Genomic DNA, 26,033 nt, shown 5'->3' with positions numbered 1-26,033 from the left:
GAGCGTCGTCGCGGACCGGACGAATCTGCGTCCACCGAGATATGCTCTACGATTCAGGTTGTTTCGTCCGATTCGGCGAGCACAGAGGGGAGCAGGGTTATGGCTGCTCCGCTCCATGCTACGCATAGTAGAGTTCTCAGTGCTCCCACGGCGGCCTCTTCGGCGTTTCGGTCGACTCTTGTGTTCCTGCCGCTCAACCGGCGGCTGTGTCGCGAGGAAATCCGCCGCACGATTCCCGCGCCTTCTCAAGCTTCCCCTCGAACGGGTCTGTGTCGTAGGCGTCGCTCGTTATGAGATCTGCCGCTCTCGCGAGTCGAGTCGAATAGAGTGGATGTACGGCGCTTGGTTGATGCATGGCAGTGCGTTTGAGTTGTAGGAGAATTCGCCAGTCACCACTGAATCTCAAGCACTCCCCACCCTGCCGCCTGTATCAGGACTCCTTTTCCGACGCCTCCTGGGCATGCGGCAGACCGCTTCCATTCTGTCGTTTCGTGAGCGCTCGCTGCGGGTGCGGAGATAGCTGCAAGTCCGAGGGTGAGCATCGAAACGGATAGGGCTCGTTGATATCTGTGCATGTGACCGGCTCGTCCTGGGGCTGCGGTGCGAAGTATTGGGATCGCCTCGGAAGGTACGGAGGAGCTGCTGTTCATGTAGGAGAACGGGCGTGGAACCCCTGATTGGAGCAGAAGACCGTGTTACTGGTTACGGAAAGCGACGAGTGAGTGGTCCGTACGGGTGACGGACGATGCGGCGGCCGCCGCGTGCGTCGAGGCTGGTTGGAGGTAGGGGCGAACGACAGTTGACGGCCGGGGCAGCAACTGCTGGCGTCAGGGGGCGGCGCACAGACTTGCGGTCGTCAGGTCCGCCGGCGGCAGGTTCTCGCGCGTGAACCCGAACTGCTCGGTGATGCGCAGCCACTCGCCGGAGGCCTGCACCGCGGCCAGCTCCGCGTTGAACGCCGCGAGGAAGTCGTTCTCGCCGGTACGCACGGCGAAGGCGGCCGCGGGCACGACGGGGCGCCCGTCCACCACGGGCTCCACGGCCTCGGTCACCTCGACGCCCGAGCCGGGGTTGCGGCGCAGCTCGTCGACCAGCGAGATCCGGGTCAGCGCGCCGGCCACGACTCGCTCGCTCGACACGCTGCGGAGCAGCTCCGACTGGCCGTGGACGATTTCCAGCTGGTCGTCGGACACGCCTGCGGCGCGGGCGTAGTCGATTTCCGCGGCGCCCTCGAGCACCGCCAGACGGGCGTCGGAGCGGGCGACGTCGCGGAACGACTCGATGTCGCGGGGGTTGCCCTCCTGCACGAGGAACGCCGGCGGGGCGACGAAGTCGGGCCGGCTGAACGCGACTTCCCGGCAACGCTGCGGCAGCACCGTCATGCCTGCGGTGATCAGGTCGAACTGCCCGGCCTGCAGTTGCGGGATCAGGTCGGCGAACGGCACGCGAATGGCGTCGAGGCCGTCGATCCCGAGGTGGGCCAGCACCGCGCGGGCGACCTCCGGCTGCGCGCCGGTGAGGCGGCCGGCGGGATCGATGTAGCTGTAGGGCTGCTCACCGGCGGTGCCCACGCGGATGGCGCCGTCGGCCCGTGCGCGCTCGAGGGTGCTCCCGGCGGGCCGGGAGCAGGCGACCGCCGCGCCCGCCGGGATCGTGAGCGCGAGGAGTCGCCGTCGGGAGAGCATCGCGAGAAGAGTAGTGCGCGTCGATCTCAGCCCGGCCCACCGGCGTGGAGCAGTTCGTGCCGGACGAAGGGGAACCGGGCGAAGTCACGCAGTGGCCGGGCGGCGAACACCCCGTCCACGCCTCTCTCCGCTGACGCCCCGTCGATGGGGAGCGCGGCGCGTATCCGGGGCCGCCGAGCGGAAAAGGGGTGCGCGCCCCCGCGGCCTGCCGCCGTTCCTCCCCCGGAGCCCTGCCTCGTAGCCCGGGGTTGCAGTGGGCGCGCCGTTCCCGGCTCGACACTTCCTGCCCCCACCCCGGCCCGGGGCCTCACTCGCAGTCGGTCCGGAACCGAGCCCGACCGCGCCGAAGACGGCTGGGCCGGGCACAACCCACGAACATCGTGGTCGTCCGGGCGGCCGTCCCCGACCTGGCCCAGGCCTGTTCCGGACGAAACCGTCGCGGCCGGGTGCGCGTTCGACCGGCTGTGGTGCCGTTCCCGAACCCCGTCGAGACCGCCTTGATCAGCGGGCCAGGGACATGGGCTGCACCGGGAGCGTGTTGCCGGACGGGGCCCGCGGGTGCGCGATGGTGATCGCTGCGAGGAGTACCTGACGTCGCCGCGACAGCACCCATGCACTTCTCGGACCGATCACCCGGCCCTGATCGCTCCGACAAGTACGCCGCCGTCGCAGCACCCGCACCCAGGTACTGATCAGACCGATCACCGCGGACCGGTCGAGGGGAACCCGGCCGATTGCGCGGAAGGCCGGGGTGTGGGGCAGTGGTCGCGAGCCGGGAACGGCGCGCCCACGGGAGGTTTCCATGGTCACATCGACCTGCGGGCTGTCGGAGCGCGCTCGGTGACAGCCCTGACGTCGATCTGATCATGGAACGGGCGGCCATGATCAGCGAGAGTGGTGTCAGAGCGACAGATCTGGCGCCCCCACACCACTCCTGGCGATCATGGCAGCGAGTCGGAGTGCGAGACGTACGTCAGCGCGGTCGCGAGGGCCCTGGTGTGCGACTCGCACCGCACGCCGTCTGATCAAAGCCGGCTCAGGCACGTGATCAGCGCTAGTCGGGCCAGACCGGCTTGCGCTTCTCCAGGAACGCGGCCATGCCTTCCTTGGCGCCGGGGGACTGCGACAGCGAGGCCATCACCTCGATCGCGATGGCGTAGGCGTCGGCCTCCGGGCGGTCGAGGTGGGCGTAGAGCGTCTGCTTGCCGACGCCCTTGCCGAACCGGCTGCCGCGGGTGGCCCGGCCGAGCAGGTCGTCGACCCGCGCGTCGAGCTCGTCGTCGGGTGCGACGTAGTTGACCAGCCCCCACTCGGCGGCGGTGGCGGCGTCGATCGCGTCGCCGGTCAGTGCCATCTCCATCAGGCGCTTGCGGCCGATGTTGCGGGCCACCGGCACGGCCGGGGTGTGGCAGAACCAGCCGCCCTTGCCGCCGGGTAGCGCGAAGGAGGCCGACTCGGCGGCCACGGCGAGGTCGCAGGACGCGACGAGCTGGCAGCCGGCGGCGGTGGCGATCGCGTGCACGCGGGCGATCACCACCTGCGGCACCGACTCGATCGTGCGCATCAGCCGGGTGCACAGCTGCAGCAGGTCGCGCACGCCCGCGAGGTCGCGGCCGGCGACGTCGGCGAAGTCGTGGCCGGCCGAGAACGCCTTGCCCTCGCCGGCGAGCACGATGCCGGTGGCGTCCGACCGCCCCGTGCGCTCGAACGCGTCGAGGAGCTCGCGCAGGTGCGCCTCGGTGAGCGTGTTGCGCCGTTCCGGCCGGTTCATCGTGATCCGGACGGTGTCCCCCTCCTGCTTCACCAGCAGGTGCTCGTAGTCGGCCATGCCCGACGGTAACCCGATCTGAGAACCGGTCACAGCACCGCGCTGAACTTCCTTGCCCCACCGCTTCGGCGGCAGTACCGTGACCGCATGACCAGTTGAGCAGATCTGGTCACAAAGTTCTGGAGGGTCGGAGATGGCGGCACCGGAGGTTCCGGACCCCCGCCTCGAGCGGGTGCTCGACAGCGCGGCGGAGCTGCTCGTGCGGTGGGGCTACCAGCGCGTGACGATCGACGACGTCGCCCGCCACGCCGGCATCGGCAAGGGCACGGTGTACCTGCACTTCCGCTCGAAGGACGCGCTCTTCGTCACAGTGCTGCTGCGGGATCAGCGCAAGATCGTCGAGCACCTGGCCGACCGGATGGAGGCCGACCCGCGCACCGTCCTGCCTGGCTGCATGATGCGCCTGCTCTACGAGCAGCTGATCGCCGAGCCGGTGGCGCGCTCGCTCTACCTCAGCGACGCCGAGGTGCTCGGCCGGCTGGCGCACGAGGGCGGCGACACGCTCGGCGAGCTCGCCACCGCCCGTGCGGAGGCGATCCGGCAGCACATGCACCTGCTCGGCGAGGCGGCCTGCCTGCGCCCGGGCCTCACCCCCGCCGCGGCGCTGTACGCGTTCAGCGCCGTCGCGACCGGTTTCCTGCTGGTCGACGGGTTCGGCTACGGCGACCTCGTCCCGGACGTCGAGGAGCGATCCGCGCTGCTCGAGCAGACCATCGCGGCCGCGGTGCACGCACCCGACCCGCCCGCCGACGAGCTCGCCCGCCTCGCACCGGAGATCGCGCAGCGCTACCGGTCGCTGCTCGCCCACGTCGACCACGAATGGCGCCGCCGCGTCCGTTGACCCGGACACGGGCGCCGGAAGCGGAGCCAGTGATGACACAGCCGTCAACCCAGCCGCGCCCCGAACCCGACGTGATGGATCTCGCGCTGCTGCGCGACCCGGTGGCGGGCTTCGGGCAGCTGCGTGAGGAGGGCCCCGTCCTGCGAGGTCGGGCGCCCGGCGGCACCCCGTGCTGGATCGTCACCCGGCAGGCAGATGTCCGGACGGTCCTCGGCGACCCGCGCTTCGTGAACAGCGCCACGTCGGTGAGCGGCGTGACCGTGGACAACCTGCGCGACAAGCTCACCGAGATGGTCGGCATCCCGCGGGAGCTCGCCCACTACTTCACCGACTCGATCCTCGACGCCGACGGCGAGGACCACACACGGCTGCGCAAGCTCGTCTCGCGGGCGTTCACGGTGCGCCGGATCGGTGAGTTGCGGCCGCGCGTGGAGGAGATCACCGGGGCGCTGTTGGACCGGATGGCGGCGCAGGACGGCACCGTCGACCTGGTCGCCGAGTTCGCCTACCCGCTGCCGATCACCGTGATCTGCGAGCTGGTGGGGGTGCCGGAGGAGGACCGGCCCGCGTGGCGCCGGTGGGGCGCGGTGCTGACCAGCATGGATCCGGAGAGGACACCCGCCGCGGTCGGCGAGATGATCGACCACATCCACGACCTCATCGCGCGCCGCCGCGCGGAGCCCGCGGACGACCTGCTCACCGCGCTCGTCCAGGTGCAGGAGGAGGACGGCGACCGGCTCAGCGCGGACGAGCTCGTGACGATGGTGCTCACGCTGGTCATCGCGGGGCACGAGACCACGGCGCACCTGATCGGCGGCGCCACGCTGGCCCTGCTCACCCACCCCGACCAGCTGGCGCGACTGCGCGCCGAGCCGGACCTGTGGCCGGGCGCGGTGCACGAGCTGATGCGCTGGTGCGGGCCCGTGCAGTTCTCGCGGGTGCGCTACGCCGCGCAGGACGTGGAGCTCGCAGGCGTGCGGATCCGGCGGGGCGAGGCCGTGCAGCCCGTCCTGGTCTCGGCGAACCACGACCCGCGCGAGTACACCGATCCGGACCGCCTCGACGTGACGCGGCGCCCGGCCGGGCGCGGCGAGGGGCACGTCGGGTTCGGACACGGCTTCCACTACTGCCTGGGCGCCGCGCTGGCCCGGCAGGAGGGCGAGGTGGCGTTGCGGGCGCTGTTCGAGCGGTTCCCCGACCTCGCGCTCGCCACCGAGGAGCAGGAATGGGTGCCGGTGCCGGGCATCCGGCGCCTCGCGCGGCTACCGCTGCGGCTGCGGTAGCCCGCTGAACTGGGTGCCGTCGCCGCTCTAGCGGGATTCGGACGGGGAAGACCACCCCGGCCGATTGTGGTCCACTCTCTCCGTACAGGGGGTCGGAGGGGGTGGGGGCGATGAGCGGCGACGGCACTGGCGACGAGACCGTGCGGATCGGCTCGGCGGAGGGCGAGCCCGAGCCGGCGGAGCACCCACCGGCCGGGTCGGTGGTGGGGGAACCACCGGCCGCGGGGGTGGACGCGGCAGGGCCGGACGGCGCCGGGGAGTCGCGTCCGGCCGAGCCGGGCCGGTCGTCGGCCGGGTCCGCCGGGGGAGCGGATCCGGCTGCGGGGGAGGAAGGCCTGGTCGGGCCGGAGGCGGGGGGCTCCGGTCCGGCCGGGCCGGAGCCCGCGGTGGCGTCGTCGGTCTCGCCTGCCGAACCGGCGGACCACGGGCGTTCGCCCCTCGCCGCGCTGCTGTTCAACCTCACCGGGTTCGGTCTCGGGTACGCCTACCTGCGGCGCTGGCTGCGCACCACGGCCTGCGCGGTCATCGCAGTGTTGCTGGTGGTGGTCGCCTTCACGAACGACGCGGCGCGGGAGCCGTGGTTGTGGCGGATCCTGGCCGCGCTGTGGATCGTCGGCACCGCCGCCGACGCGTGGTGGGTGGCCCGGCACGGTTCGCGACCGCCTGCGCGTCGCCGGTGGCGCCCGGTGGCCGTCGGGGTCGCTGCTGTGCTGGCCGTCGTCGCCGCCTACCTGGGCTACGGGGTGGCCGGCCGGGCCACCTACGCCGCCGGCGTGGAGGCGCAGAGCCGGGCCGACTGCGTCGCCGCGAACCGCGCCTTCGACGCTGTCGCCGGCCCGTTCGAGCTGACCCTGAGCCGCGACGTCGGGGCCGCGGAGCTTCGGCACGCGGAGTGCACCGAGTTCCTCGCCGCGCAGGGCTTCGAGGCTGCGGGCGCGCACGCAGATGCGGTCGCGGGGTACCGGGCCTACCGGGACGAGCACCCGGGCAGCCCACTCGACGCGTTCGCCCGGGAGGGCACCCGGCGCGTGCTGCTGGTGTGGGCGGGCGAGCTGCGCAGCGCCGGCGACCTCGGTGATGCGATCGACCGCTACCGGGACCTGCTCGGCGAGCTGGACGGCGATGCGCCCACCCCGCTGGTGCGCGAGGACCTCGCGGCCACCTACATCGATCGTGCGGACGGGGCGCGCGCCGCGATGGCCGCAGCCGCCGGGCAGGACCGCGTCGACGCGTTGCGGGCCGCGATGGAGGACCTGCTGCTCGTCGGGCGGGAGCTGGCGAACACGTCCTCGGCGGCGGGGGTCGCGCAGGCCGTTCTCGCCACGTTCACCACGGCCAACGACGCGGTGGCGGCGGGGCGATTCTGCGACGCCCTCCCGGTGCTCGACTACGCCGTCACGCTGCCCGACTCCGCGGGCGTCGCAGGTGTCGCGCACCGAGACCGCGCCCGCTCGCTCTCCGAGTGCGGGCTGGCGAACTACGGCGCCGGTGACCTCACCGGCGCCACCACCCGCTTCGGGACGCTCGTGGGCGAGTACCCGGACGACCCGGGCGTGGCCCAGGCCCGTTCGGCCCTGATCGCCGCGGAGGTGGGCCGCAACGTCAGCGTGCCGTTGCCGCTGCCGGCGCCCCTCGGGGCACCCGGCAGCGCCCCGGTGGTGGTCTACAACGCGGCGGCCACCGAGGTCCGTGTGCTGGTCTCGGGCCCCACCGCGCACGAGATCACCCTTCCCGGCTGCCCGGGGTGCCCGCCCGCGTACCAGGGCGGCGGCGAGTCGTGTCCCGGCGCGGCGGGCAGGCCGTCGGTGACGGTGCAACTGCGTCCCGGCGCCTACTACGTCATGCAGGACCGGGCCGAGCTCGGGCCGGACGAGACGGTCGACGAACCGGTCACCGTGCGGGCCGCCGGGGGCGAGCTGTGCGTCACCGTGACCAGGGACAACTAGCCGCGGTCGTGCAGCGTCAGCAGGAGGTAGGCGGCGAGCGTCTGGGCGTCGACGAGCTGTGAGCAGCGCACCATCTGCTCGAACTCGGCGGTGGTGAACCAGCGCGCCCGCATGTCCTGCTCGCTGTGCTCGCGCCGGATCGGGCCCTCGCGCAGGTCGCTCGCGAGGAACACGTGCTCGCGCTGGCTCGACATGCCGGGTGCGATGTCCAGGTCGCCGAGCAGCTCCATCCGGCCGGCGACGAGGCCGGTCTCCTCGGCGAGCTCGCGGGCGGCGAGCTCGGCCGGGTCGATCTCGGCGCGGTCGGGCGCCGTACCCATCGGGAACTCCCAGCGGCGCTGCCCCACCGGGTAGCGGAACTGCTCGACGAGGTGCAGCCGGTCGCCGTCGCGGGGTATGACGATGGCGGCGGTCGGCTTGTCGACGACGCCGTAGATCCCCTCGGTGCCGTCGTCGAGGCGGATCGCGTCCTCCCGGAGCGCCATCCACGGGTTCTCGTAGACCTGTCGGCTGCTGATCCTCTGCACGCCGACCACCGTGCACCGCTGCCGCGTGCGGCACGATTCCGGGGGTGCGCGCGTCCCGGCTGGTCACCCTGCTGTTCACCCTCCAGCGCCTGCGGGGGGCGACGGCGGCCGCGCTGGCGCGTGAGCTGGAGGTCTCCGAGCGCACGATCTACCGCGACGTGGCCGCGCTGTCCGCGGCGGGAGTGCCGTTGTGGACCGAGCCCGGTCGCGGGGGCGGCATCCGGCTCGTCGACGGGTGGCGCACCCGCCTGGACGGGCTGACCGCGCACGAGGCCGCCGCGATCTTCGCGGTCGGCGCCCCACAGGTGCTCGCCGAGCTGGGTATGAGCGCGGCGCTCGCCGGGGCGCAGGCCAAGTTGCTCGCGACGCTGCCGGCGGAGCTGCAGGAGCATGCGCGCAGCGTTGCGCAGCGGTTCCACCTCGACGCCCCGGGCTGGTTCCACACGCCCCAGCAGGTGACGCAGCTGGCCGGCGTGGCCGAGGCGGTCTGGGAGCAGCAGCGGCTGCGCATCGGCTACCGGCGCGGGCACGACGTCGTCGAGCGGACGATCGACCCGCTGGGGCTCGTGCTCAAGGCCGGCACCTGGTATCTCGCCGCGGGCGTCGACGAGACCGTGCGCACCTACCGCGTCGACCGCATCACGGCGGCGGAACCCACGGGGGTGTGCTTCGAGCGGCCCGACGGCTTCGACCTCGCCGAGTGGTGGGCGGGTGCCGCGGGCCGGTTCGAGAGTCAGATGCTGCGCGCGGCCGTGCGGCTGCGGGTGGGGCCGCGTGGACTGAAGATCCTGCCGCACGCCGCCGACCACGACGCAGCGGTGAGGGCGATCGCGCACGCCGCGCCTCCGGACGCCGACGGCTGGCGCGAGCTGGAGCTAGAGGTCGAGAGCATCGAAGTAGCGGCGGGCCAGCTCACGGCGCTAGGGGGCGAGGTAGAGGCCCTGTCGCCGGAGGAACTGCGCACCGCGCTGGCGTCGGCAGGAGCGGAACTGGCCGCCCGCAACGCCGAGCGCTGAGCGCTCCCCACGCTGTACGAGCGGCACTTTGGTCCGATAGAGCGGTACGAGCGGCACCTTCGTCCAATGGCCGGGGCCGCTGCCCCTACGCTCGCCCCGTGCGTCTCGTCATCGCTCGGTGCCAGGTCGACTACGTCGGGCGGCTCACCGCCCACCTGCCGATGGCGCCGCGGCTGCTGCTGGTCAAGGCCGACGGGTCGGTGAGCATCCACGCCGACGACCGCGCCTACAAACCGCTGAACTGGATGAGCCCGCCGTGCTGGCTCGAGGAGCAGCCGGGCGTGTGGACGGTGCGCAACAAGGCCGACGAGTCGCTCGTCATCCAGATCGACGAGGTGCTGCACGACTCCAAGCACGAGCTGGGCGTCGACCCGGGCCTGGTGAAGGACGGCGTCGAGGCGCACCTGCAGGAGCTGCTCGCCGCGCACCCCGGCACGATCGGCGAGGGCTACTCGCTGGTGCGGCGCGAGTACATGACCGCGATCGGGCCCGTCGACCTGCTCTGCCGCGACGCGGACGGCCGCTCGGTGGCCGTCGAGATCAAGCGGCGCGGCGAGATCGACGGCGTCGAGCAGCTCACCCGCTACCTGGAGCTCATGAACCGCGACCCGCTGCTCGCACCCGTGAAGGGCGTGTTCGCGGCGCAGCAGATCAAGCCGCAGGCGCGCACGTTGGCCACGGACCGCGGCATCCGCTGCGTCACCGTGGACTACGACGCCCTGCGCGGGTTCGAGAAGGACGACCTGCTGCTGTTCTAGATGGGGGTACACTGGGGGTATGCCCAAGGTCAGCGTGTATCTCCCGGACGAGCTCTACCGGGCGGCGCAGGAGCGCAAGCTGCCGCTGTCGACGCTCACCCAGGAGGCGGTCGAGCACGCCCTCCGTACCTCGGATCGCAAGGAGTGGGTGGCTCGAATGCGGGCTCGACCACCGCTCACCGATGTGACCATCGATTCGGCGGCTCTGCTCGACGAGGTTCGCGAGGAATTCGGCGAGTGATCGTTCTCGATGCCTCGGCTCTCGTCGACGTGGCGCTGGCCCGACCGAGCGCGCAGTGGATCCTCGATCTGATCGACGAGGAGGATGTCGCCGCTCCGTCCCATCAGCCGGCGGAAGTCCTCTCGGCGCTTGCGCGGCTCGTACGGGCCGGAGTCCTGACGCCCGACAAGGCCAGGGTTGCGCTCGACGCGGCGCTCGATACACCCCAGGAGCTGGTGACTCCCTCCGCTGCCCACGTCCGACGCGCGTTCGCCCTTCGCGAGCACATCCGGGTGGCAGACGGGCTGTACGTCGCACTGGCCGACGAGCTCGGCTGCCCACTCGTGACCACGGACCGGCGGCTGGCGGGGGCGAACACCCCCTGCGAGGTGCGCGTTCCTCCGTCCGGTCCGATCCCGCCACCGCGCGACGGATAGGCCCGGGTGGGCCGCCGTCGGCCTGTCCGGGCCGTGGGTCGCGCCCTACTCTGGAGTAATGACCGCAACCGAAGCGCCCGCCGTGCCGGCCCCGGTGACCTTCGAGTCCCTCGACCCGCGCACGGGCGACGTGGTCGGCACCCACCCCGTGCACGACGCGGCCGCGGTCGAGGCCGCGGTGGCGCGGGCGGCGGGTGCGGCGCAGTGGTGGGAGGGCCTCGGCCACTCCGAGCGCCGGCGGCGGCTGGCCGCGTGGCGCACGGTCCTCGTCCGCAAGCTCGAGGACCTCGCGCACGTCGTCACCGAGGAGACCGGCAAGCCCCTCGACGACGCCCGGCTGGAGCTGGTGCTCGCGATCGACCACCTCGACTGGGCCGCGAAGCACGCCGAGAAGGTGCTCGGCACGCGCAAGGTCGCGCCCGGGCTGCTGATGGGCAACCAGGCGGCGAGCGTGACCTACCGGCCGTTCGGCGTGATCGGCGTGATCGGCCCGTGGAACTACCCGGTGTTCACGCCGATGGGCTCGATCGCCTACGCGCTCGCGGCGGGCAACGCCGTCGTCTTCAAGCCGAGTGAGCTGACGCCGGGCGTCGGTGTCGCGCTCGCCGACACGTTCGCCGAGATCGTCGACGGTCGCCCGGTGCTGCAGGCCGTCACCGGGTTCGGTGAGACCGGTGCCGCGCTGTGCAGCGCCCCGGGCGTCGGGAAGATCGCCTTCACCGGCTCGACGGCCACCGGCAAGCGCGTGATGGCCGCCTGTGCGCAGACGCTGACGCCGGTCCTCGTCGAGTGCGGCGGGAAGGACCCGCTGATCGTCGACCTGGACGCCGACCTCGACGCGGCGGCCGACGCCGCGGTGTGGGGCGGGATGTCCAACGCGGGCCAGACGTGCGCGGGCGTCGAGCGGGTGTACGTGCTCGACGCGGTGGCGGAGGAGTTCACGGCGAAGGTCGTGGCGAAGGCACGCGGGCTGCGATCGGGTTCCGGCGGTGACTACGGGCCGATGACGATGCCCGCGCAGGCCGAGGTCGTGCGCCGCCACATCGAGGACGCGCTGGCCCGCGGGGGGCGCGCGGTCGTGGGCGGTGCGGAGTCGGTGCAGCCGCCGTTCGTCGAACCGGTCGTGATCGTCGACGTCCCCGAGGACAGCGCCGCCGTCACCGAGGAGACCTTCGGCCCCCTGTTGGTCGTCAACCGGGTGCCGGACCTCGACGAGGCCGTGCGCCGGGCCAACGCCGGCCGGTACGGCCTCGGCGCCTCGGTGTTCTCCCGCGCCCGCGGCGAGGAGATCGCCGGGCGGCTGCGCTGCGGGATGGTCTCGGTCAACGGCGTGATCTCGTTCGCGGGTATCCCGGGCCTCCCCTTCGGAGGAGTGGGCGATTCGGGCTTCGGGCGCATCCACGGCGCCGACGGGCTGCGCGAGTTCACCCGTCCGCAGGCCGTTGCCCGGCAGCGTTACCGGCTGCCCGTGCCGGTCACCAGCTTCTCCCGCACGTCGCGCACCATGAAGGCGCTGCTCGGGATCGTGCGGGCGCGGCACGGGAGGTAGCTCTCACACCCCGGGAACGGGGCGCGGATGGGAGGATCGGCCGGTCCGTCCCTCGGGGAAGTGGGAGGTTGGCAGTGCGTGAGTTCCGGACGGTCGGCGTGGTCGGCCTGGGCACGATGGGTGCCGGCATCGTCGAGGTGTTCGCCCGCAACGGGCTGCACGTGATCGCTGCCGAGGTGGACGCCGAGGCCGTCGCGCGCGGCCGGGCCCACCTGGAGACCTCCACGGCGCGCGCAGTGGGGCGCGGCAAACTCACCCAGGAGGGCGCGGACGAGCTCATGGGCCGCGTCACCACCACCACGTCGCTGTCCGACCTGGCCGACGTCGATCTCGTGGTCGAGGCCGTGCCGGAGCACCGGGACCTCAAGGCAGGGGTCCTCGCCGAGCTCGACCGCGTGTGCCGCCCGGACGTCATCCTCGCGTCGAACACCTCGTCGCTGTCGGTCACGGAGCTGGCGGTCCGCACCGGCCGCCCCGGCAAGGTGGTCGGGATGCACTTCTTCAACCCGGCTCCGGTGCAGAAGCTCGTGGAGCTGGTGCGCACGGTCGTCACCGAGCCCGACGTGATCGAGGACGTGCAGGCGTTCGCCGCCACGCTCGACAAGGTGCCCGTGGTGATCGGCGACCGCGCCGGGTTCATCGCCAACGCCCTGCTCTTCGGCTACCTCAACCACGCCGCGCGCATGTACGAGCAGCACTACGCCACCCGCGAGGACCTCGACGCCGCCATGCGCCACGGCTGCGGCTACCCGATGGGTCCCCTGGCGCTGCTGGACCTCATCGGGCTCGACACGGCCTACGAGATCCTCGAGACGATGTACCGCGAGTCGCGCAACATGATGCACGCGCCCGCCCCGGTGCTGAAGCAGATGATGACGGCGGGGCTGCTGGGCCGGAAGACCGGGCGCGGCTTCTACACCTACGCCAAGCCGCACAGCTCCGAGGTCGTGCCGGACGCGAGCACGCCGTCGGGCACCGTGCCGGAGGACGTCACCGTCCGGGACGTGCAGCGCGTGGGCGTGGTCGGCACCGGCACGATGGCCGCCGGCATCGTCGAGGTGTTCGCGAAGGCCGGGCTGGACGTGGTGGTGCGCGGGCGCAGCGAGTCCAAGGTCGACGGTGCGGTCGCCGGCATCCGCCGCTCGCTGGACAAGGCCGTGGTGCGCGGCAAGTTCGCCGAGACCGAGCGTGACGCCGCGGTCGCCCGGATCACCGGCACCACCCGTCTCGAGGACCTGGCCGACGTCGATCTCGTGGTCGAGGCGGTCGCCGAGGAGCTGGACGTCAAGCGGGCCGTGTTCGGTGCGCTCGACGAGATCTGCAAGCCCGGCGCGATCCTGGCCACCACGACCTCGTCGCTGCCGGTCGTCGAGTGCGCGTCGGCCACCGCGCGCCCGCAGGACGTCGTGGGTCTGCACTTCTTCAACCCCGCCCCCGTCATGAAGCTGGTGGAGGTCGTCTCGACGATCACCACGGCGCCGGACGTCGCGGCCACCGCGCTCGCGCTGTGCGAGCGGCTGGGGAAGGTCCCGGTGTCGTGCGGCGACCGCGCGGGCTTCATCGTCAACGCGCTGCTGTTCCCGTACCTCAACGACGCGGTGAAGATGCTCCAGGCCCACTACGCCACCGCCGACGACATCGACGCCGCCATGAAGACCGGCTGCGCGCTCCCGATGGGGCCGTTCGAGCTGCTCGACGTCGTGGGCCTGGACGTGTCGCTGGCCATCGAACGCTCGCTCTACCAGGAGTTCCGACTCTCCGGCTTCGCGCCGGCGCCGCTCCTGGAGCACCTGGTCACCGCAGGCAGGCTGGGCCGCAAGACCGGTCACGGCTTCCGGGACTACGCGGCGCGCTAGTGCCCCGCTCGAACCGGCACCGCCGTGCCGAACACCTGCCGCTGCGCTCGGCCGCCGTCACCCGTCGTGAGGCGGGCAGCGACGGCGACTGGGTGGTGCGCAGCGTCACGGGTTCCGCGGCCGCGAAGGACTACCGCTGCCCCGGCTGCCAGCAGCTGATCCGCCCCGGCACCGGCCACATCGTGGCCTGGCCGGCCGACGAGGTGGGCACCGTCGCGGACCGGCGGCACTGGCACACGGCCTGCTGGGCGGCGCGGCACCGGCGGCGACCGGGTGGGCGAGGCGGCTGAGCGCCCGAGCGGCCGTGATCGACACGCCGATCATGGGTTGCGCGAGCCTCAGCGGCGGCTCGACCCGGCTTTGGACCTGCGGCGCTGGCGGCGCGCAGCGCTGCGGGCCGGGGCCTCACCGGACTCCTCGGCCTCGGCCGGTTGCCCGTCCGACGGGGTGGCGTCGGGCGTCGTGCCGGAACCGTTGTTCTCAGGCCGGCCGGCCGGCCGGTCGCTCTCGGCTTCCGGGTCGGCCGCGGCGTCGGCGACGGGCGCTGTGTCGGGCTCGGCCGTCCGCGCCGTGGGGGACGGCCGGTGGACCTCGTCGGCGCGTGGTTCTTCGGTGGCAGTGTCGGGCGCGCTCGGGGCCGGAGCCGGCGGCACGGCGGCGAGGAGCTGTTCCGGGGGGAGGGCCAGCGAGCCGAGCGTGTCGTCGAGCATCGAACGCGTCACGCCGAGCTGCTCGGCGATGCGGGCGCGGGCGGTGACCAGCTCGGCCACCCGACGTTCGGCGTCGGTGATCATCTCGCGGGCGGTGGCCTCGGCCCGGGCGATGGTCGCCCGTGCCTGGGATCGGGCCGACTCGCGCAGCTCCTCCGCCTCACGCGTGGCCGCGTCGCGCTCCGCGGTGAGTGCGGCGAGCGCTTCGGCCCGGCGCTGGTCCATGGCGAGGGTGAAGTCCTCTTCCACCAGTTGGCGGCGCGACTCCGAATCCGACCACGCCCGGGCCCGCTCGGACTCGGCCGCCTCGGTCCGGGCCCGGAGATCGGCCTCGGTGGCCGTGCGCTGGGCGGCCAGCCGCTCGAGGGCGGCCTCGCGCTCGCGGGTGAACTCCTCACGCTCCTGCGCCGTCTCCAGACGCATCTTCTCGGCGTCGGTGCCGGCCTCCTCGCGCAGGGACTCGGCGTCGGCACGAGCGGCGGCGAGCGTCTGCTCCGCCAGCGCGTCGGCATCCTTGGTGCGCCGGTTCGCCTCGACCTCGGCGCGGCCGAGCATGTCGGCGACCTCGTCCTCGGCCAGCCGCAGCATCGAGCGGATCCGCTCGCTGGTGTTCTGCGGGCTCTGCTGCGGGCTGGCCAGCGAGCGCACCTGCGCGCGCAGCCGTTCCGCGTGCACGCGCGCCTCGTCCAGCTCCCTCGCCAGCTGCGCGGACTGGGCGAGCGCCGCGTCCCGATCGGTGACGAGGATGCTCACCTCCGCGTCCAGCCGCCGCATGTGCGCTTCGACCTGCCCCTGGTCGTAGCCCTTGCGGACGACTTCGAAGCCGGCATCGGACGGAGGTGGTGCGTGCTGTCCGGCCATGGAATCACCGTACCGGGCGTGCCAGGTACGGCAACGCGGTCCACGTTCGGGGGTGAAGAGCCTCACCCCTGTGGGTGTTCGGCGAGGGGTCAGACCCCGCGGAAGCGGTTGATCGCGTCGACGTGCCGTGCCCGCTTCTCCTGATCGGTGACGCCGAGGCCCTCTTCCGGGGCGAGCGCGAGAACGCCGACCTTTCCCTGGTGGCTGTTGGTGTGCACGTCGAGCGCCGCCTGCCCGGTCTCGCCGAGGGGGTAGACCCGCGACAGGGTCGGGTGGATGAGGCCCTTGTCGATCAGGCGGTTGGCCTCGAACGACTCCCGGTAGTTCGCGAAGTGCGAGCCGATGATGCGCTTGAGGCTCATCCACAGGTAGCGGTTGTCGTAGCTGTGCTCGTAACCCGACGTGGACGCGCAGGTGACGATCGTGCCGCCCTTGCGGGCGACGTACACGCTGGCGCCGAACGTCTCGCGGCCCGGGTGCTCGAACACGATGTCCGGGTCGTCGCCGCCGGTGAGCTCGCGGATGCGGGCGCCGAAGCGCTTCCACTCCTGCTGGTCCTGGGTGTGCTCGTCCTTCCAGAACCGGAAGCCCTCGGCGCTGCGGTCGATGATCAGCTCGGCGCCCATCCGCCGGCAGAGCTCGGCCTTCTGCGGCGACGACACCACGCACACCGGGATCGCGCCCCCGTTGAGCGCGTACTGCGTGGCGTAGGAGCCCAGCCCGCCCGACGCACCCCAGATCAGCACGGTGTCGCCCTGCTTCATGTCGGCGCCGTGCCGGGAGACCAGCTGGCGGTAGGCGGTGGAGTTGACCAGGCCGGGGCAGGCCGCCTCCTCCCACGTGAGGTGTTCCGGCTTGGCCATCAGCTGGTTGGACTTCACCAGCGCCATCTCGGCGAGACCGCCGAAGTTGGTCTCGAAGCCCCAGATGCGCTGCTCCGGGTCGAGCATCGTGTCGTCGTGCCCGTCCGGGCTCTCCAGCTCGACCGACAGGCAGTGCGCCACCACGCGGTCCCCGGGCTTCCAGCGCGTGACACCGGGCCCGGTGCGCAGGACGACGCCGGAGAGATCGGAGCCGACCACGTGGTAGGGCAGGTCGTGGCGCTTCGTCAGCGGCGAGAGCCGGCCGTAGCGGCGCAGGAACGCGAACGTCGACAGCGGCTCGAAGATCGAGGTCCACACCGTGTTGTAGTTGATCGCGCTGGCCATGACGGCGACGACCGCCTCGCCCGGGCCCAGCTCGGGCGTGGGCACCTCGTCCAGGTGCAGGCTCTTGCGCGGATCCTTCTCGGCGGACGGCATGCCGGCGAACATCTCCGCCTCGTCGGCGTGCACGGTCATGCCCCGGTAGTGGTCGGGCACCTCCAGGTCGGCGAGCGCGGCGTACTGCTCGGCGAGGATGGCGTCGCGGATTTCCTGCACGGCTGGCCTCCGTTGGCTCGAGTCGTGGTCACCGTGGGTTACTCGGCGGTAGGGTAACCACGATCGCGGCCGTCGTGCGCCGTGACGGTGCCCACGTCAGTGTGCGGTGTCAGTGCTCGCGGCCGGCTCGACGAGCTCCACGAGCACCCCACCGGCGTCCTTCGGGTGCACGAAGTTGATGCGCGAGCCGGCGGTGCCCCGGCGCGGCTCGTCGTACAGCAGGCGCATGCCCTGCTCACGCAGCGCGGCGCAGCTCGCGTCCACGTCGGCCACGCGGTAGGCCAGCTGCTGGAGGCCCGGGCCGTTGCGGTCGAGGAACTTCGCGATGGCCGAGTCGTCGCGCAGCGGGGCGAGCAGTTGGACGGCGGAGCCGGCGTCGCCGGGCGCCGCGAGCATCGCCTCCCGCACGCCCTGCTCCTCGTTGGTCTCGGTGTGCGTCGCCACCAGTCCGAAGGTGGAGGCGTACCACTCGATCGCGGCATCGAGGTCCGCCACGGCGATCCCGACGTGGTCGACAGCGAGGACGGTGTGCTCTCCCATGGGCGGACGATAACCGCCCGACGACGGATTGGCTCTGCTGTGCGGGTTCTCACGACCGCGAGGAGGGCTACCGGCGGGTATCGTCGGGTCGCCCGCCAGCACCGCCGATGGAGGTAGCCGTGTCCGGATCCGTGATCGTCGCCGGGGCCCGCACCCCGATGGGCAAGATGTCGGGTGGGCTGAAGGGCTTCAGCGGCGCCCAGCTCGGATCCGTCGCGATCAAGGCCGCGCTGGAGCGGGCAGGCGTGGCGCCCGACCAGGTCGAGTACGTGATCATGGGTCAGGTGCTCACCGCCGGCGCGGGCCAGATCCCGGCCCGGCAGGCGGCGTTCGGCGCGGGGATCCCGATGGAGGTCCCGGCGCTCACGATCAACAAGGTGTGCCTGTCCGGGCTCGACGCCATCGCGCTGGCCGACCAGCTCATCCGGGCCGGCGAGTTCGACGTCGTCGTGGCCGGTGGCCAGGAGTCGATGACGCAGGCGCCGCACCTGCTGCCGAAGTCGCGCGCCGGCTTCAAGTTCGGCGACGTCACGATGCTCGACCACATGGCTCACGACGGGCTGTTCTGCGCGTTCGACCAGCTCCCGATGGGCGCGTCCACCGAGAAGTTCAACGCGCGCTACGGCGTGACGCGTGAGGACCAGGACGCGTTCGCGGCCCGCTCGCACCAGCTGGCGGCGAAGGCGGCCACGAACGGCACGTTCGCCGAGGAGATCGCTCCCGTCAGCGTGCCCCAGCGCAAGGGCGACCCGCTCGTCCTCGACACCGACGAGGGCGTGCGCGGGGACACCACCGGTGAGAGCCTCGCGAAGCTGCGCCCCGCCTTCTCCTCGGACGGCACGATCACCGCGGGCTCGTCGTCGCAGATCTCCGACGGTGCCGCGGCCGTGGTCGTGATGAGCCGGGCCAAGGCGGAGGAGCTCGGGCTCGCCTGGATCGCCGAGATCGGCGCGCACGGCGTGGTGGCCGGCCCGGACGCGAGCCTGCACGAGCAGCCGGCCAACGCCATCGAGAAGGCGTGTGCGAAGGAGGGCATCGGCGCAGGCGACCTCGACCTCGTCGAGATCAACGAGGCGTTCGCCGCCGTCGGGCTGGTGTCCACCAAGAAGCTCGGCATCGACTCCGACAAGGTCAACGTCAACGGCGGTGCCATCGCCCTCGGCCACCCGATCGGCATGTCCGGCGCCCGCATCGCGCTGCACCTCGCCCTGGAACTGCGCCGCCGAGGCGGCGGCGTGGGGGCGGCCGCGCTGTGCGGTGGTGGCGGCCAGGGCGACGCTCTGATCATCCGCGTTCCGGCGGCGGGCTGAGCCCGCTCACGATGCCACGGCCCGTCGACGTACCCGACCTGGCCGAGCGGGCCCGGCGGGGGGAGCAGCTCGCCGTCGCGCGGCTGCTCTCGCTCGTCGAGGACGGCGCCGAGGCGGCGTTGCGCGAGGTGGCGGGCGCGCTCGTGACCCACACCGGCCGCGCGCACGTGGTGGGGGTGACGGGGGCGCCGGGGGTCGGGAAGTCGACCACGACGTCCGCCGTCGTCGGTGCGCTGCGCGCGCAGGGGCGCCGCGTGGGCGTGCTGGCGGTCGACCCGTCCTCGCCGTTCTCCGGCGGCGCGCTGCTCGGCGACCGGGTGCGGATGGGCGAGCACGCCACCGACGACGGCGTGTTCATCCGGTCGATGGCCACCCGCGGGCACCTCGGCGGCCTCGCCCGCGCCACCCCGCAGGCCCTGCGGGTGCTCGCCGCGGCCGGGTGTGACGTGGTGCTCGTCGAGACCGTGGGCGTCGGCCAGTCCGAGATCGAGGTGGTGGGTCTCGCCGACACCACCGTCGTACTGGTGGCGCCCGGCATGGGCGACGGGGTGCAGGCCGCGAAAGCCGGTATCCTCGAGATCGCCGACGTGTTCGTCGTGAACAAGGCCGACCGCGACGGCGCCCGGCAGACCGCGCGCGACCTGCGCAACATGCTCTCGCTCGCCGAGCCGTCCGCAGGCGACGCGTGGAAGCCCGAGGTGGTGCGCACCGTGGCGGCACGCGGCGAGGGCGTGGACGACGTGGTGTCGGCGCTTGACGCCCACCGCGAATGGCTCGACCGCAGCGGCGAGCGCAGGCGGCGCAGTCGGGTCCGCGCGGAGGCCGAGATCCGGGCCATCGCGCTCGACGCGGTGCGCAGCCGGATGGAGGACCTGCGTGGCGCGGCCGGGTTGCCGCAGCTGGCCGAGCGGGTGCTGGACGGGGAGCTCGACCCCTACGGTGCCGCCGACGAGCTGACCGGCCGGCTGGGCGGCCCCGGCCGCTAGCGCTCGAACTCGGAACGATCGATCGTCGCCGCACTCATGGCGGGGGCGGTGGCTCCGCCGCGGGCGGCCAGGAGGGCCTGCGTGCGGGCGGAGCCGATGCGCTCGGCCAGCGCCCGGGCCTGCCGGGCGTGCCGCACCGCGTCCTCCGGGTGCTGCGGGGCCAGCGCGAGCGCCAGATCGGCGTGCAGGGCGGCGCGGTGTCGCACCGAGCGTGGCGGCGCCGCGAGCGCGCGCTGCAGCGGCGCGACGGCCGCCGCGTCGCCGAGGACGGCCAGTGCGTGGCCGTGCCAGCGCTCGACGTCGGCCAGCTCGACCGCGAACCCGGGCGCGACGGCGTCGATCCGGGTGCCCTGGCCGGCCGGCGCGGGAGCAGGAGGATCGGCTAGCAGCGGTTCCGTGCCGGGGTCGGACCGCGACTGCAGGGCGATGCCGAGCGCCCGGTGCGTGCCTGCGGCGTCGCCCGTCGCCGCCAGCGCGGCCGCCCGCGCACCGGCCAGGCGGGCGCGCGCCGGGCCGTCGACTCCCGGCTCCACCGCTTCCAGGAGCGCGACGGCGGCGGCGGGCTCGCCGACGTCGACGAGCACGGAGGCCTGCCCGGCGAGGGCCACCCCGATGCCGGGAGCGTGCCCGGCCGTGCCGGCGGCGGTGCGTGCGAGGTCGTAGCGCTGCCAGGCCTGGTCGGGACGGCCGCGGTCGAGCTCCTGGGCACCGGCGAGGGCCGCCGCGGGCGCCAGCACCGCCGCCACGGCGGCCCGCGCCGGATCCCCGATCACGTGCCGGAGCGTGTGGTCGAGCGCGTCGACGAGCACGCGGACCAGCTCGGCGGCCCCGGCGACGCCCAGCTCGTCGTCGAGCCGGACGGCCAGCTCCAGCTGCGCGTGCCACAGCTCGAGAGCCGCGGTGTCGACGGCCGCGGCGGCGGCGAGTGCGCCGCGGAGTCGGGCGGGTGCCGTGTCGGCCTCCGGATCCGCGGACGGCCCGGTGATGCCGAGCTCGGCCGGCGTGCGCCCGTAGAGCTCGCCCAGCAGCGCGCGGTACTGCAGTTCGGGCACGGCGTGGCCGTTCTCCCATCGGGACAGCAGGGTCTTGAGGCTCGCCGCCCCGGCCACCGGTGCCCCGTGGGCACGGGCGAGTGCGACGAGCTCCCGCGCGGCCTCGGACTGCGACCATCCGCGCGCTCGCCGCGCCGCCCGCAGCCCGCTGGGCTCGTGCCGCGCGGTCACGGCGCCAGCGCCTCCACAGCCCAGCGTCCGGGAGCGCCGTCGACCCTGGTGCCGTTCCCGGCGCGGAGCGTGCCGACCTGCGTGTCGGGAGCGGCGGTGGTGAGGTCGACGAACCCGTCGACGGTGGCCCCGGTGAACGCCACCTCGCCGCCGAACGTCGCGCGCCGGAACGAGACGCCACCGTGGAAACGTGCGTCGCGCACCTCGAGCCGGCCGAAGAAGGCCGCCTCGGTGAACAGCACCGGCTTGGTCGCCTCCACTGTGGACAGCCGGGTGATGCCGTGGAAGCGGGCGTGGCGCGCCGTGAGCCGTCCGATGCGCCTGCCCTCCAGGCGGAAGTGCTCGAGCCGGGCGCCGGTGAGGTCGAGGTGGTAGGCGCGCGGATCGCGGTCCGTACCCCACGGGAGCAGATCGGCGATCAGCCGCTGCGCGGTGAGGCGCACCTCGCGCTCCCGATCGGCCACCGGGTCGCGCTGCGGTGTCTCGTCGGCCTCCTCAGCGGCGTCGGGGAGGCCGGGGTGCTCGAAGGGCCTGCGCAGGTAGGCGCAGAGCACGTCGAGGACGGTCTGCTTGTAGCGGGGCGTGGACCCGGCCAGCCACGCCAGCGCGTGCAGGGCGCCTACCCGCACCTGGTCGGCGTCGTTGCCCAGCAGCTCCACCGAGCGCGCGAACCGCTCGTCGGCGATCTTCTCGCCCTCCAGGTCGTGGCGGGCCTCCTCGATCCGCCGCCTGCGGTCGTTGAGCCACAGGGCGTAGAGCGCGATGACCGCACCACCGCTGAGCGCGCCGGTGCGGACGGCCTCCGACAGCGGGGCCAGGGGTTCGACGAGCACGAGCACCGCGGTGGTGGCCACGGTGATCGCGATGGCCCCGAGCAGTGTGGCCAGCAGCATGAAGCGCTCCCGCACGCCTGCTCCTCCCACATCGGCTCGTCGCCGTCCCAGGATGTCGGGGGTGGCGCCTACCGTCAACGGTGTTGCGGCAACAGGGCGGTAACAACGGCGGAGGGGGTGCACTCGTGGATCTCACGACGTGCCCGATGTGTGCGCTCGCAGGCTCGGTGGGGGGCGTGGTCGGTGGCTACTACGCGGCGCGGCGGCCCCGCCGGTCGGCGGATCCGGCGGGCTCGCGCAGGCGCGGTGCCGGGAGCGGGCCGGGCGGGCGGCGGCGGGGCAGACGTGCGGCGCGACGTCCCGCCGGCGGCCGCACCATGCGCTCGTGGCCGGGGGGCGCGCGCCACTCGGGGCCTGCCGAGGAGCCCGCTGAGCGGGCCGCCGAGCAGGCGGTCGAGGGGCCCGACGCGCGGGGAGGTGGCGGGGAGGAGCAGGCCTGAACGCGTGCCCCTCAGGCGTGGCGCCGGTCGGCGCGCTCGTCGAAGTCGCCTGCCGCTCGGCGCACCCGTCCGAGCAGGGCGGTCAGCTGCGTCTCCTCGTCCGGAGTGAGGCCGGTGAGGCCGAAGTCGATCGCGGTCACCGACTTGGTGGCGTTCTCCTGGAGGGCCGAGCCGGCCTCGGTGATCTCCACGAGCGTGGCCCGCCGGTCGGTGGGGTGCGGTGCGCGACGCACCAGACCGTCGGCCTGGAGGCGATCCACGATGTTGGTCACGCTGGTGGGGTGCAGCTGCAGCCGCTCACCAATCACGCGCATCGGCAGCCGGCCGGTCCGGGCGAAGGTCAGCAGCACCAGTGCCTCGTAACGGGCGAAGGTCAGCCCGTGCGGGCGCAGAGCCCCGTCCACGGCCGAGAGGAGGATCTGCTGCACCCGCATCACGCTGGTCACCGCGGCCATGGTGCGTGCCGGACCGATGCGCTCGTCCCACAGCTCGGCGGCGCGCAGGATCGGATCGAACGGCAGTGGCTCCCGGCTGGCCATGGGTGGCGACGTTAGCAGTGCTGCTGTCACGAGCCGGCCGGCGTGGCGGGGTCCGCCGGGTCTGCCGGGTCGCGGAGAGGAAGCGGACTGGGGCAGGGTGGCGACATGCTCTTCGCCTTCAGCATCGCGCCGGCGGGCACCGCCGACGACAGCGTGAGCGGCGCCGTCGCCGACGCCGTCCGGGTGGTCCGCGAGTCGGGCCTGCCCAACGAGACCACGTCCATGTTCACCACGATCGAGGCCGAGTCCTGGGACGAGGGCATGGCCGTCGTCAAGCGGGCCGTCGAGGCCGTCCAGGCGCACGCGCCGCGGGTGAGCCTGGTGCTCAAGGCCGACATCCGCCCGGGCTACATCGGCCAGCTGCAGTCCAAGGTGGAGCGCGTCGAGGCGGCCCTCGAGGAGGGCTGAGCACGCGGAACGGGCCGCACGATCGTCGATCGTGCGGCCCGTCCGGGTGCGGGTGGTGTCAGCCCAGCGAGACGTTCAGCGTGTAGAAGAACACGCCGATCAGGATCGCCGCACCGCCGAGCGCCATGGCGATCTTCGCCTGCTTGGCGCTGACCGGGCGTCGGACGGCCGCCACGCCGAGGCCGATGGCGACGGCGCCGACGATGAACCCGAGGATCGAGATCGGGCTGACGAGCAGGGCGACCACACCCACGATCAGAGCCGCCTTGCCCAGCGCGGGGCTCTCGGTCTTGGCGGTCTTCTTGCGGGCGTCCTCGAGCAGGCGGTCGGCGACGGTGTTCTCCGAGCTCATGCGGGTTCCTTCGAGTGAGGGATGCCGCGGGTGCGGCCGAGTAGATGTCTACGCAGAGCGACCACTCGGTCACTCACACTTGGTCAACGAGTGGCCCGCGTGTCTGGTGCTCCACCGGTCCGGTGATCGATAGCGCAACGCGACGAACGAGTTGCACACAGTGAGTGAATTCGACCCGGGGATCTCGGGTCGGGACTACCTGATCGGATGATGTTCGGTGCGTGCGCGCGGGCACGGTCGCCGGTGGCAGGATGAACGGCGTGTCTCGACCCGATCCTCGTCAGGCGGCGCAGTCGGCCGCCCTGTCGCGCGCGATGGCCGGTGCGGTGGATCTCTCCGCGCTGAAGGCAAGTTCCGAGGCGGCTGCTCGCCCGCAGGCGGCACCGCAGGCAGGCGGCGGGGGAGGTGACAGCCGGTTCGTCGTCGATGCCACCGAGCAGAGCTTCCAGGCGGACGTCCTCGAACGGTCGCTGCAGGTCCCGGTCGTCGTCGACCTGTGGGCGGAGTGGTGCGGCCCGTGCAAGCAGCTCTCTCCGGTGCTGGAACGCCTCGCCGAGGCCGGTAACGGAGCGTGGATCCTCGCCAAGGTCGACGTCGACGCCAACCCGCGCATCGCGCAGGCGTTCGGCGTCCAGTCGATCCCGATGGTGGTGGCCGTCGCCGGCGGCCAGCCGGTGGACGCGTTCAACGGCGCGCTTCCCGAGCCCCAGATCCGGCAGTGGATCGCCGCCCTGCTCGACGCGCTGCGGGAGCGGATGCCCGCCATCGGCCAGGCCGAGGCGGGTGCCACGGCCGATGACGAGCCGGCCGAGGAGCCCGAGGACCCCCGCTTCACCGCGGCCGAGGATGCGCTCGAACGCGGCGACTACCCCGCTGCCGAGGCCGCCTACCAGCAGATCCTCGCGGTAGAGCCCGCCAACGAGCAGGCCGGCGCCGCGCTGGCGCAGGTGCGGTTCCTGGCCCGGGCGGAGGCTGCCGACCCGTCGGCGATCGCGCGGGCCGACGCCGCTCCCGACGACGTCGACGCCCAGCTGGCCGCCGCCGACGCCGAGGTCGCTGCCGATGGTGTCGAGGCGGCGTTCCAGCGGCTGGTCACGGCGGTGGGACGGACCTCGGGGCCGGACCGCGACCGCGTCCGCGAGCACCTGGTGGGCCTGTTCGAGCTGTTCCCGGCCGACGACCCGCGCGTCAGCACGGCCCGGCGGGCGCTGGCCCGCGCCCTGTTCTGATCACCAGTTCGGTGCAGGGACGGCCGTATCCGGCCGCTTCTGCACCGAGCTGACGATCACGGACGGGACTCGGCAACAGCAGCCTCCCCGCCCAGCCGATGTCGGGATCGGGGCGATCACCCCGCGTTCGTGGCGGCTGCCCCCTCGACCTGGTCGATCTCGGCGAGGATGCGATCCCGCAGGTCGGGCTCGCAGAACGCGGCCCGCGCCCCGGTCCGCGCGATCTCGGCCAGCTCGGGCACGGTCATCCCGAACACCTCGTGGCACAGCTGGTACTCGGCGTTCAGATCCGTGTGGAACATCCCCGGGTCGTCGGTCGCCAGCGTCACCGGCACACCCGCCGCGTGCAGCACCGGCAGCGGGTGCTCCTCGATTGCCCGCACGGCGCCCGTCCGCAGGTTCGAGGTGGGGGAGACCTCGAGCGGGATGCGGTGCTCGGCGAGGTGCTCCAGCAACCGCGGGTCGCGGGCGGCGCCGATCCCGTGCCCGACCCGCTCGGCGCAGAGCTCGTTGACCGCCGCCCACACCTCGTCGGGGCCAACGGTCTCGCCCGCGTGGGGCAGGCTGTGCAGGCCCGCGGCGCGGGCGCGCCGGAAGGCCGGTGCGAAGTCGGCGCGGTGGATGCCCGTCTCCGGCCCGCCGAGCCCGATGCCGACGGTGCCCTCCGGGCGGTGCCCGACGGCGAAGTCGACGGTCTCCTCCGCGCCGTCGGGGCCGAGGAGCGCGTCGGCGTCGAAGACCCAGCCGAGTTCCACGCCGTGGCGCTCGCGGGCCAGAGCCCGCCCCTCGGTGAGCGCTCCGGCGAGCGCGGCGTAGCCGATGCCGGCCATGCGGTTGCGCACCGGCGTGACCTGCACCTCGGCGTAGCGCACCGTACGTGCGGCGAGCTCCGCGGCGAGCCCGTCGAGCAGTGTGACGACGTCGGCGGCCGTGGTGACCAGCCGGTTCACCCGCTCGTAGACGCGCAGGAAGTGCGGGAAGTCGGTGAACGCGTAGTACTGGCGCAGCGCCTCGCGTTCGGTGGGCACGCCACCGTCGGGGTGACGACGGGCGAGGGCGAGCGCGGTGTCGAGCGAGGCGGAACCGATCAGGTGCAGGTGCAGCTCGACCTTGGGCAGGGCGGCGACGAACGCCGCCACACGGGACGGGGACACGGGGGAACCTTCCGGACGACG

Annotated in this window: 26 protein-coding genes; 15 read left to right on the top strand and 11 right to left on the bottom strand. The window is 73.2% G+C overall.

Translation table 11 applies throughout. From position 1 onward, the window contains the following. Positions 1 to 827: 827 nt before the first annotated feature. Together ehuB and CFP66_RS13165 are read right to left on the bottom strand one after the other, a co-directional pair. Positions 828 to 1,685, bottom strand: a complete 858-nt coding sequence (gene ehuB / locus CFP66_RS13170; RefSeq protein WP_094923463.1) for an ectoine/hydroxyectoine ABC transporter substrate-binding protein EhuB — start codon at positions 1,683 to 1,685, stop codon at positions 828 to 830. 1,054 nt (positions 1,686 to 2,739) lie between these two features. Next, entirely contained in the window at positions 2,740 to 3,513 is a 774-nt protein-coding gene (locus CFP66_RS13165) for an enoyl-CoA hydratase-related protein (protein WP_094923462.1), read from the bottom strand. A gap of 133 nt (positions 3,514 to 3,646) precedes the next feature. On the opposite strand from CFP66_RS13165, the gene CFP66_RS13160 reads away from it, so the two are divergent. From CFP66_RS13160 to CFP66_RS13150, 3 genes are all read left to right on the top strand, one after another. Next, complete coding sequence (locus tag CFP66_RS13160) at positions 3,647 to 4,354, top strand: TetR/AcrR family transcriptional regulator (RefSeq protein WP_094923461.1); 708 nt, start codon at positions 3,647 to 3,649, stop codon at positions 4,352 to 4,354. A gap of 32 nt (positions 4,355 to 4,386) precedes the next feature. Beyond that, positions 4,387 to 5,637, top strand: coding sequence for a cytochrome P450 (locus CFP66_RS13155; RefSeq protein WP_198961420.1), 1,251 nt, complete (start codon positions 4,387 to 4,389; stop codon positions 5,635 to 5,637). Positions 5,638 to 5,747: 110 nt separating this feature from the next. Beyond that, the gene (locus CFP66_RS13150) at positions 5,748 to 7,583 is read left to right on the top strand and encodes a hypothetical protein (RefSeq protein WP_094923459.1); all 1,836 of its coding nucleotides are present in this window, start codon (positions 5,748 to 5,750) and stop codon (positions 7,581 to 7,583) included. On the opposite strand, the gene CFP66_RS13145 is transcribed toward CFP66_RS13150, so the two are convergent. After that, the gene (locus CFP66_RS13145; protein WP_233159386.1) at positions 7,580 to 8,110 is read right to left on the bottom strand and encodes an NUDIX hydrolase; all 531 of its coding nucleotides are present in this window, start codon (positions 8,108 to 8,110) and stop codon (positions 7,580 to 7,582) included. The genes CFP66_RS13150 and CFP66_RS13145 overlap by 4 nt on opposite strands. 44 nt (positions 8,111 to 8,154) lie before the next feature. Here CFP66_RS13145 and CFP66_RS13140 point away from each other — a divergent pair, with 44 nt between their 5' ends. The 7 genes from CFP66_RS13140 (at position 8,155) to CFP66_RS13115 (ending at position 14,236) form a co-directional block, all read left to right on the top strand. Continuing rightward, complete coding sequence (locus CFP66_RS13140; protein ID WP_094923457.1) at positions 8,155 to 9,126, top strand: YafY family protein; 972 nt, start codon at positions 8,155 to 8,157, stop codon at positions 9,124 to 9,126. 98 nt (positions 9,127 to 9,224) lie between these two features. Further along, the gene (gene nucS / locus CFP66_RS13135; RefSeq protein WP_094923455.1) at positions 9,225 to 9,884 is read left to right on the top strand and encodes an endonuclease NucS; all 660 of its coding nucleotides are present in this window, start codon (positions 9,225 to 9,227) and stop codon (positions 9,882 to 9,884) included. 19 nt (positions 9,885 to 9,903) lie between these two features. After that, positions 9,904 to 10,125 carry a hypothetical protein gene (locus CFP66_RS47890; protein ID WP_158228087.1) on the top strand — a complete coding sequence of 74 codons (222 nt, stop codon included), beginning with the start codon at positions 9,904 to 9,906 and terminating at the stop codon, positions 10,123 to 10,125. Beyond that, positions 10,122 to 10,541 carry a type II toxin-antitoxin system VapC family toxin gene (locus CFP66_RS47885; protein WP_158228086.1) on the top strand — a complete coding sequence of 140 codons (420 nt, stop codon included), beginning with the start codon at positions 10,122 to 10,124 and terminating at the stop codon, positions 10,539 to 10,541. Before CFP66_RS47890 ends, CFP66_RS47885 begins: the two co-directional genes overlap by 4 nt. Positions 10,542 to 10,599: 58 nt before the next feature. Next, positions 10,600 to 12,090: an aldehyde dehydrogenase family protein gene (locus CFP66_RS13125; protein ID WP_094923452.1), complete on the top strand. Its 1,491-nt coding sequence runs from the start codon at positions 10,600 to 10,602 to the stop codon at positions 12,088 to 12,090. A 74-nt stretch (positions 12,091 to 12,164) separates the two neighbouring features. Further along, positions 12,165 to 13,946, top strand: a complete 1,782-nt coding sequence (locus CFP66_RS13120; protein WP_255413854.1) for a 3-hydroxyacyl-CoA dehydrogenase family protein — start codon at positions 12,165 to 12,167, stop codon at positions 13,944 to 13,946. Beyond that, on the top strand, positions 13,946 to 14,236 hold the full coding sequence (locus tag CFP66_RS13115) for a hypothetical protein (protein ID WP_094923446.1): 291 nt from the start codon (positions 13,946 to 13,948) through the stop codon (positions 14,234 to 14,236). The genes CFP66_RS13120 and CFP66_RS13115 overlap by 1 nt, the downstream gene beginning before the upstream one ends. Before the next feature lie 48 nt (positions 14,237 to 14,284). Here the strand turns inward: CFP66_RS13115 and CFP66_RS13110 are convergent, their stop codons facing one another. From CFP66_RS13110 to mce, 3 genes are all read right to left on the bottom strand, one after another. Further along, positions 14,285 to 15,517, bottom strand: coding sequence for a hypothetical protein (locus CFP66_RS13110; RefSeq protein ID WP_094923444.1), 1,233 nt, complete (start codon positions 15,515 to 15,517; stop codon positions 14,285 to 14,287). 89 nt (positions 15,518 to 15,606) lie between these two features. Beyond that, complete coding sequence (ccrA, locus tag CFP66_RS13105) at positions 15,607 to 16,938, bottom strand: crotonyl-CoA carboxylase/reductase (protein WP_094923442.1); 1,332 nt, start codon at positions 16,936 to 16,938, stop codon at positions 15,607 to 15,609. Positions 16,939 to 17,034: 96 nt separating this feature from the next. Then, positions 17,035 to 17,478: a methylmalonyl-CoA epimerase gene (gene mce, locus CFP66_RS13100; RefSeq protein WP_094923440.1), complete on the bottom strand. Its 444-nt coding sequence runs from the start codon at positions 17,476 to 17,478 to the stop codon at positions 17,035 to 17,037. Positions 17,479 to 17,597: 119 nt separating this feature from the next. Between mce and CFP66_RS13095 the strand changes: the two genes are divergently transcribed. Next, positions 17,598 to 18,788, top strand: coding sequence for an acetyl-CoA C-acetyltransferase (locus CFP66_RS13095; RefSeq protein ID WP_094923438.1), 1,191 nt, complete (start codon positions 17,598 to 17,600; stop codon positions 18,786 to 18,788). A gap of 11 nt (positions 18,789 to 18,799) precedes the next feature. Further along, a complete protein-coding gene (gene meaB / locus CFP66_RS13090) occupies positions 18,800 to 19,774 on the top strand; it encodes a methylmalonyl Co-A mutase-associated GTPase MeaB (RefSeq protein ID WP_094923437.1) in 975 nt (324 codons plus the stop codon). Here the strand turns inward: meaB and CFP66_RS13085 are convergent. Both CFP66_RS13085 and CFP66_RS13080 read right to left on the bottom strand, forming a co-directional pair. Then, positions 19,771 to 20,997 (bottom strand): helix-turn-helix transcriptional regulator, encoded by a 1,227-nt coding sequence (locus CFP66_RS13085; RefSeq protein ID WP_094923435.1) that lies wholly within the window; start codon positions 20,995 to 20,997, stop codon positions 19,771 to 19,773. The genes meaB and CFP66_RS13085 overlap by 4 nt on opposite strands. Then, positions 20,994 to 21,905 (bottom strand): pentapeptide repeat-containing protein, encoded by a 912-nt coding sequence (locus tag CFP66_RS13080; protein ID WP_094923433.1) that lies wholly within the window; start codon positions 21,903 to 21,905, stop codon positions 20,994 to 20,996. The genes CFP66_RS13085 and CFP66_RS13080 overlap by 4 nt, the downstream gene beginning before the upstream one ends. 110 nt (positions 21,906 to 22,015) lie before the next feature. Between CFP66_RS13080 and CFP66_RS47200 the strand changes: the two genes are divergently transcribed. After that, positions 22,016 to 22,330, top strand: a complete 315-nt coding sequence (locus CFP66_RS47200) for a hypothetical protein (protein WP_143517245.1) — start codon at positions 22,016 to 22,018, stop codon at positions 22,328 to 22,330. Positions 22,331 to 22,341: 11 nt separating this feature from the next. Here CFP66_RS47200 and CFP66_RS13075 read toward each other — a convergent pair whose 3' ends face one another. Continuing rightward, positions 22,342 to 22,869: a MarR family winged helix-turn-helix transcriptional regulator gene (locus CFP66_RS13075; RefSeq protein WP_094923431.1), complete on the bottom strand. Its 528-nt coding sequence runs from the start codon at positions 22,867 to 22,869 to the stop codon at positions 22,342 to 22,344. Between the two features lie 105 nt (positions 22,870 to 22,974). On the opposite strand from CFP66_RS13075, the gene CFP66_RS13070 reads away from it, so the two are divergent. Next, positions 22,975 to 23,277 carry a thiamine-binding protein gene (locus CFP66_RS13070; protein ID WP_094923429.1) on the top strand — a complete coding sequence of 101 codons (303 nt, stop codon included), beginning with the start codon at positions 22,975 to 22,977 and terminating at the stop codon, positions 23,275 to 23,277. A gap of 58 nt (positions 23,278 to 23,335) precedes the next feature. Here the strand turns inward: CFP66_RS13070 and CFP66_RS13065 are convergent, their stop codons facing one another. Continuing rightward, on the bottom strand, positions 23,336 to 23,629 hold the full coding sequence (locus CFP66_RS13065) for a hypothetical protein (RefSeq protein WP_094923427.1): 294 nt from the start codon (positions 23,627 to 23,629) through the stop codon (positions 23,336 to 23,338). A gap of 314 nt (positions 23,630 to 23,943) precedes the next feature. Between CFP66_RS13065 and CFP66_RS13060 the strand changes: the two genes are divergently transcribed. Continuing rightward, positions 23,944 to 24,858 carry a tetratricopeptide repeat protein gene (locus tag CFP66_RS13060; RefSeq protein WP_094923883.1) on the top strand — a complete coding sequence of 305 codons (915 nt, stop codon included), beginning with the start codon at positions 23,944 to 23,946 and terminating at the stop codon, positions 24,856 to 24,858. A 116-nt stretch (positions 24,859 to 24,974) separates the two neighbouring features. Here CFP66_RS13060 and add read toward each other — a convergent pair whose 3' ends face one another. Next, positions 24,975 to 26,012: an adenosine deaminase gene (gene add, locus CFP66_RS13055; protein WP_233159385.1), complete on the bottom strand. Its 1,038-nt coding sequence runs from the start codon at positions 26,010 to 26,012 to the stop codon at positions 24,975 to 24,977. Between the last annotated feature and the right edge of the window lie 21 nt (positions 26,013 to 26,033).

It is taken from the genome of Pseudonocardia sp. MH-G8 (assembly GCF_002262885.1).
Lineage (GTDB): Bacteria > Actinomycetota > Actinomycetes > Mycobacteriales > Pseudonocardiaceae > Pseudonocardia.
Note: the sequence above shows the minus strand (reverse complement) of the source record. Positions and strands in the feature narration are given on the sequence as shown.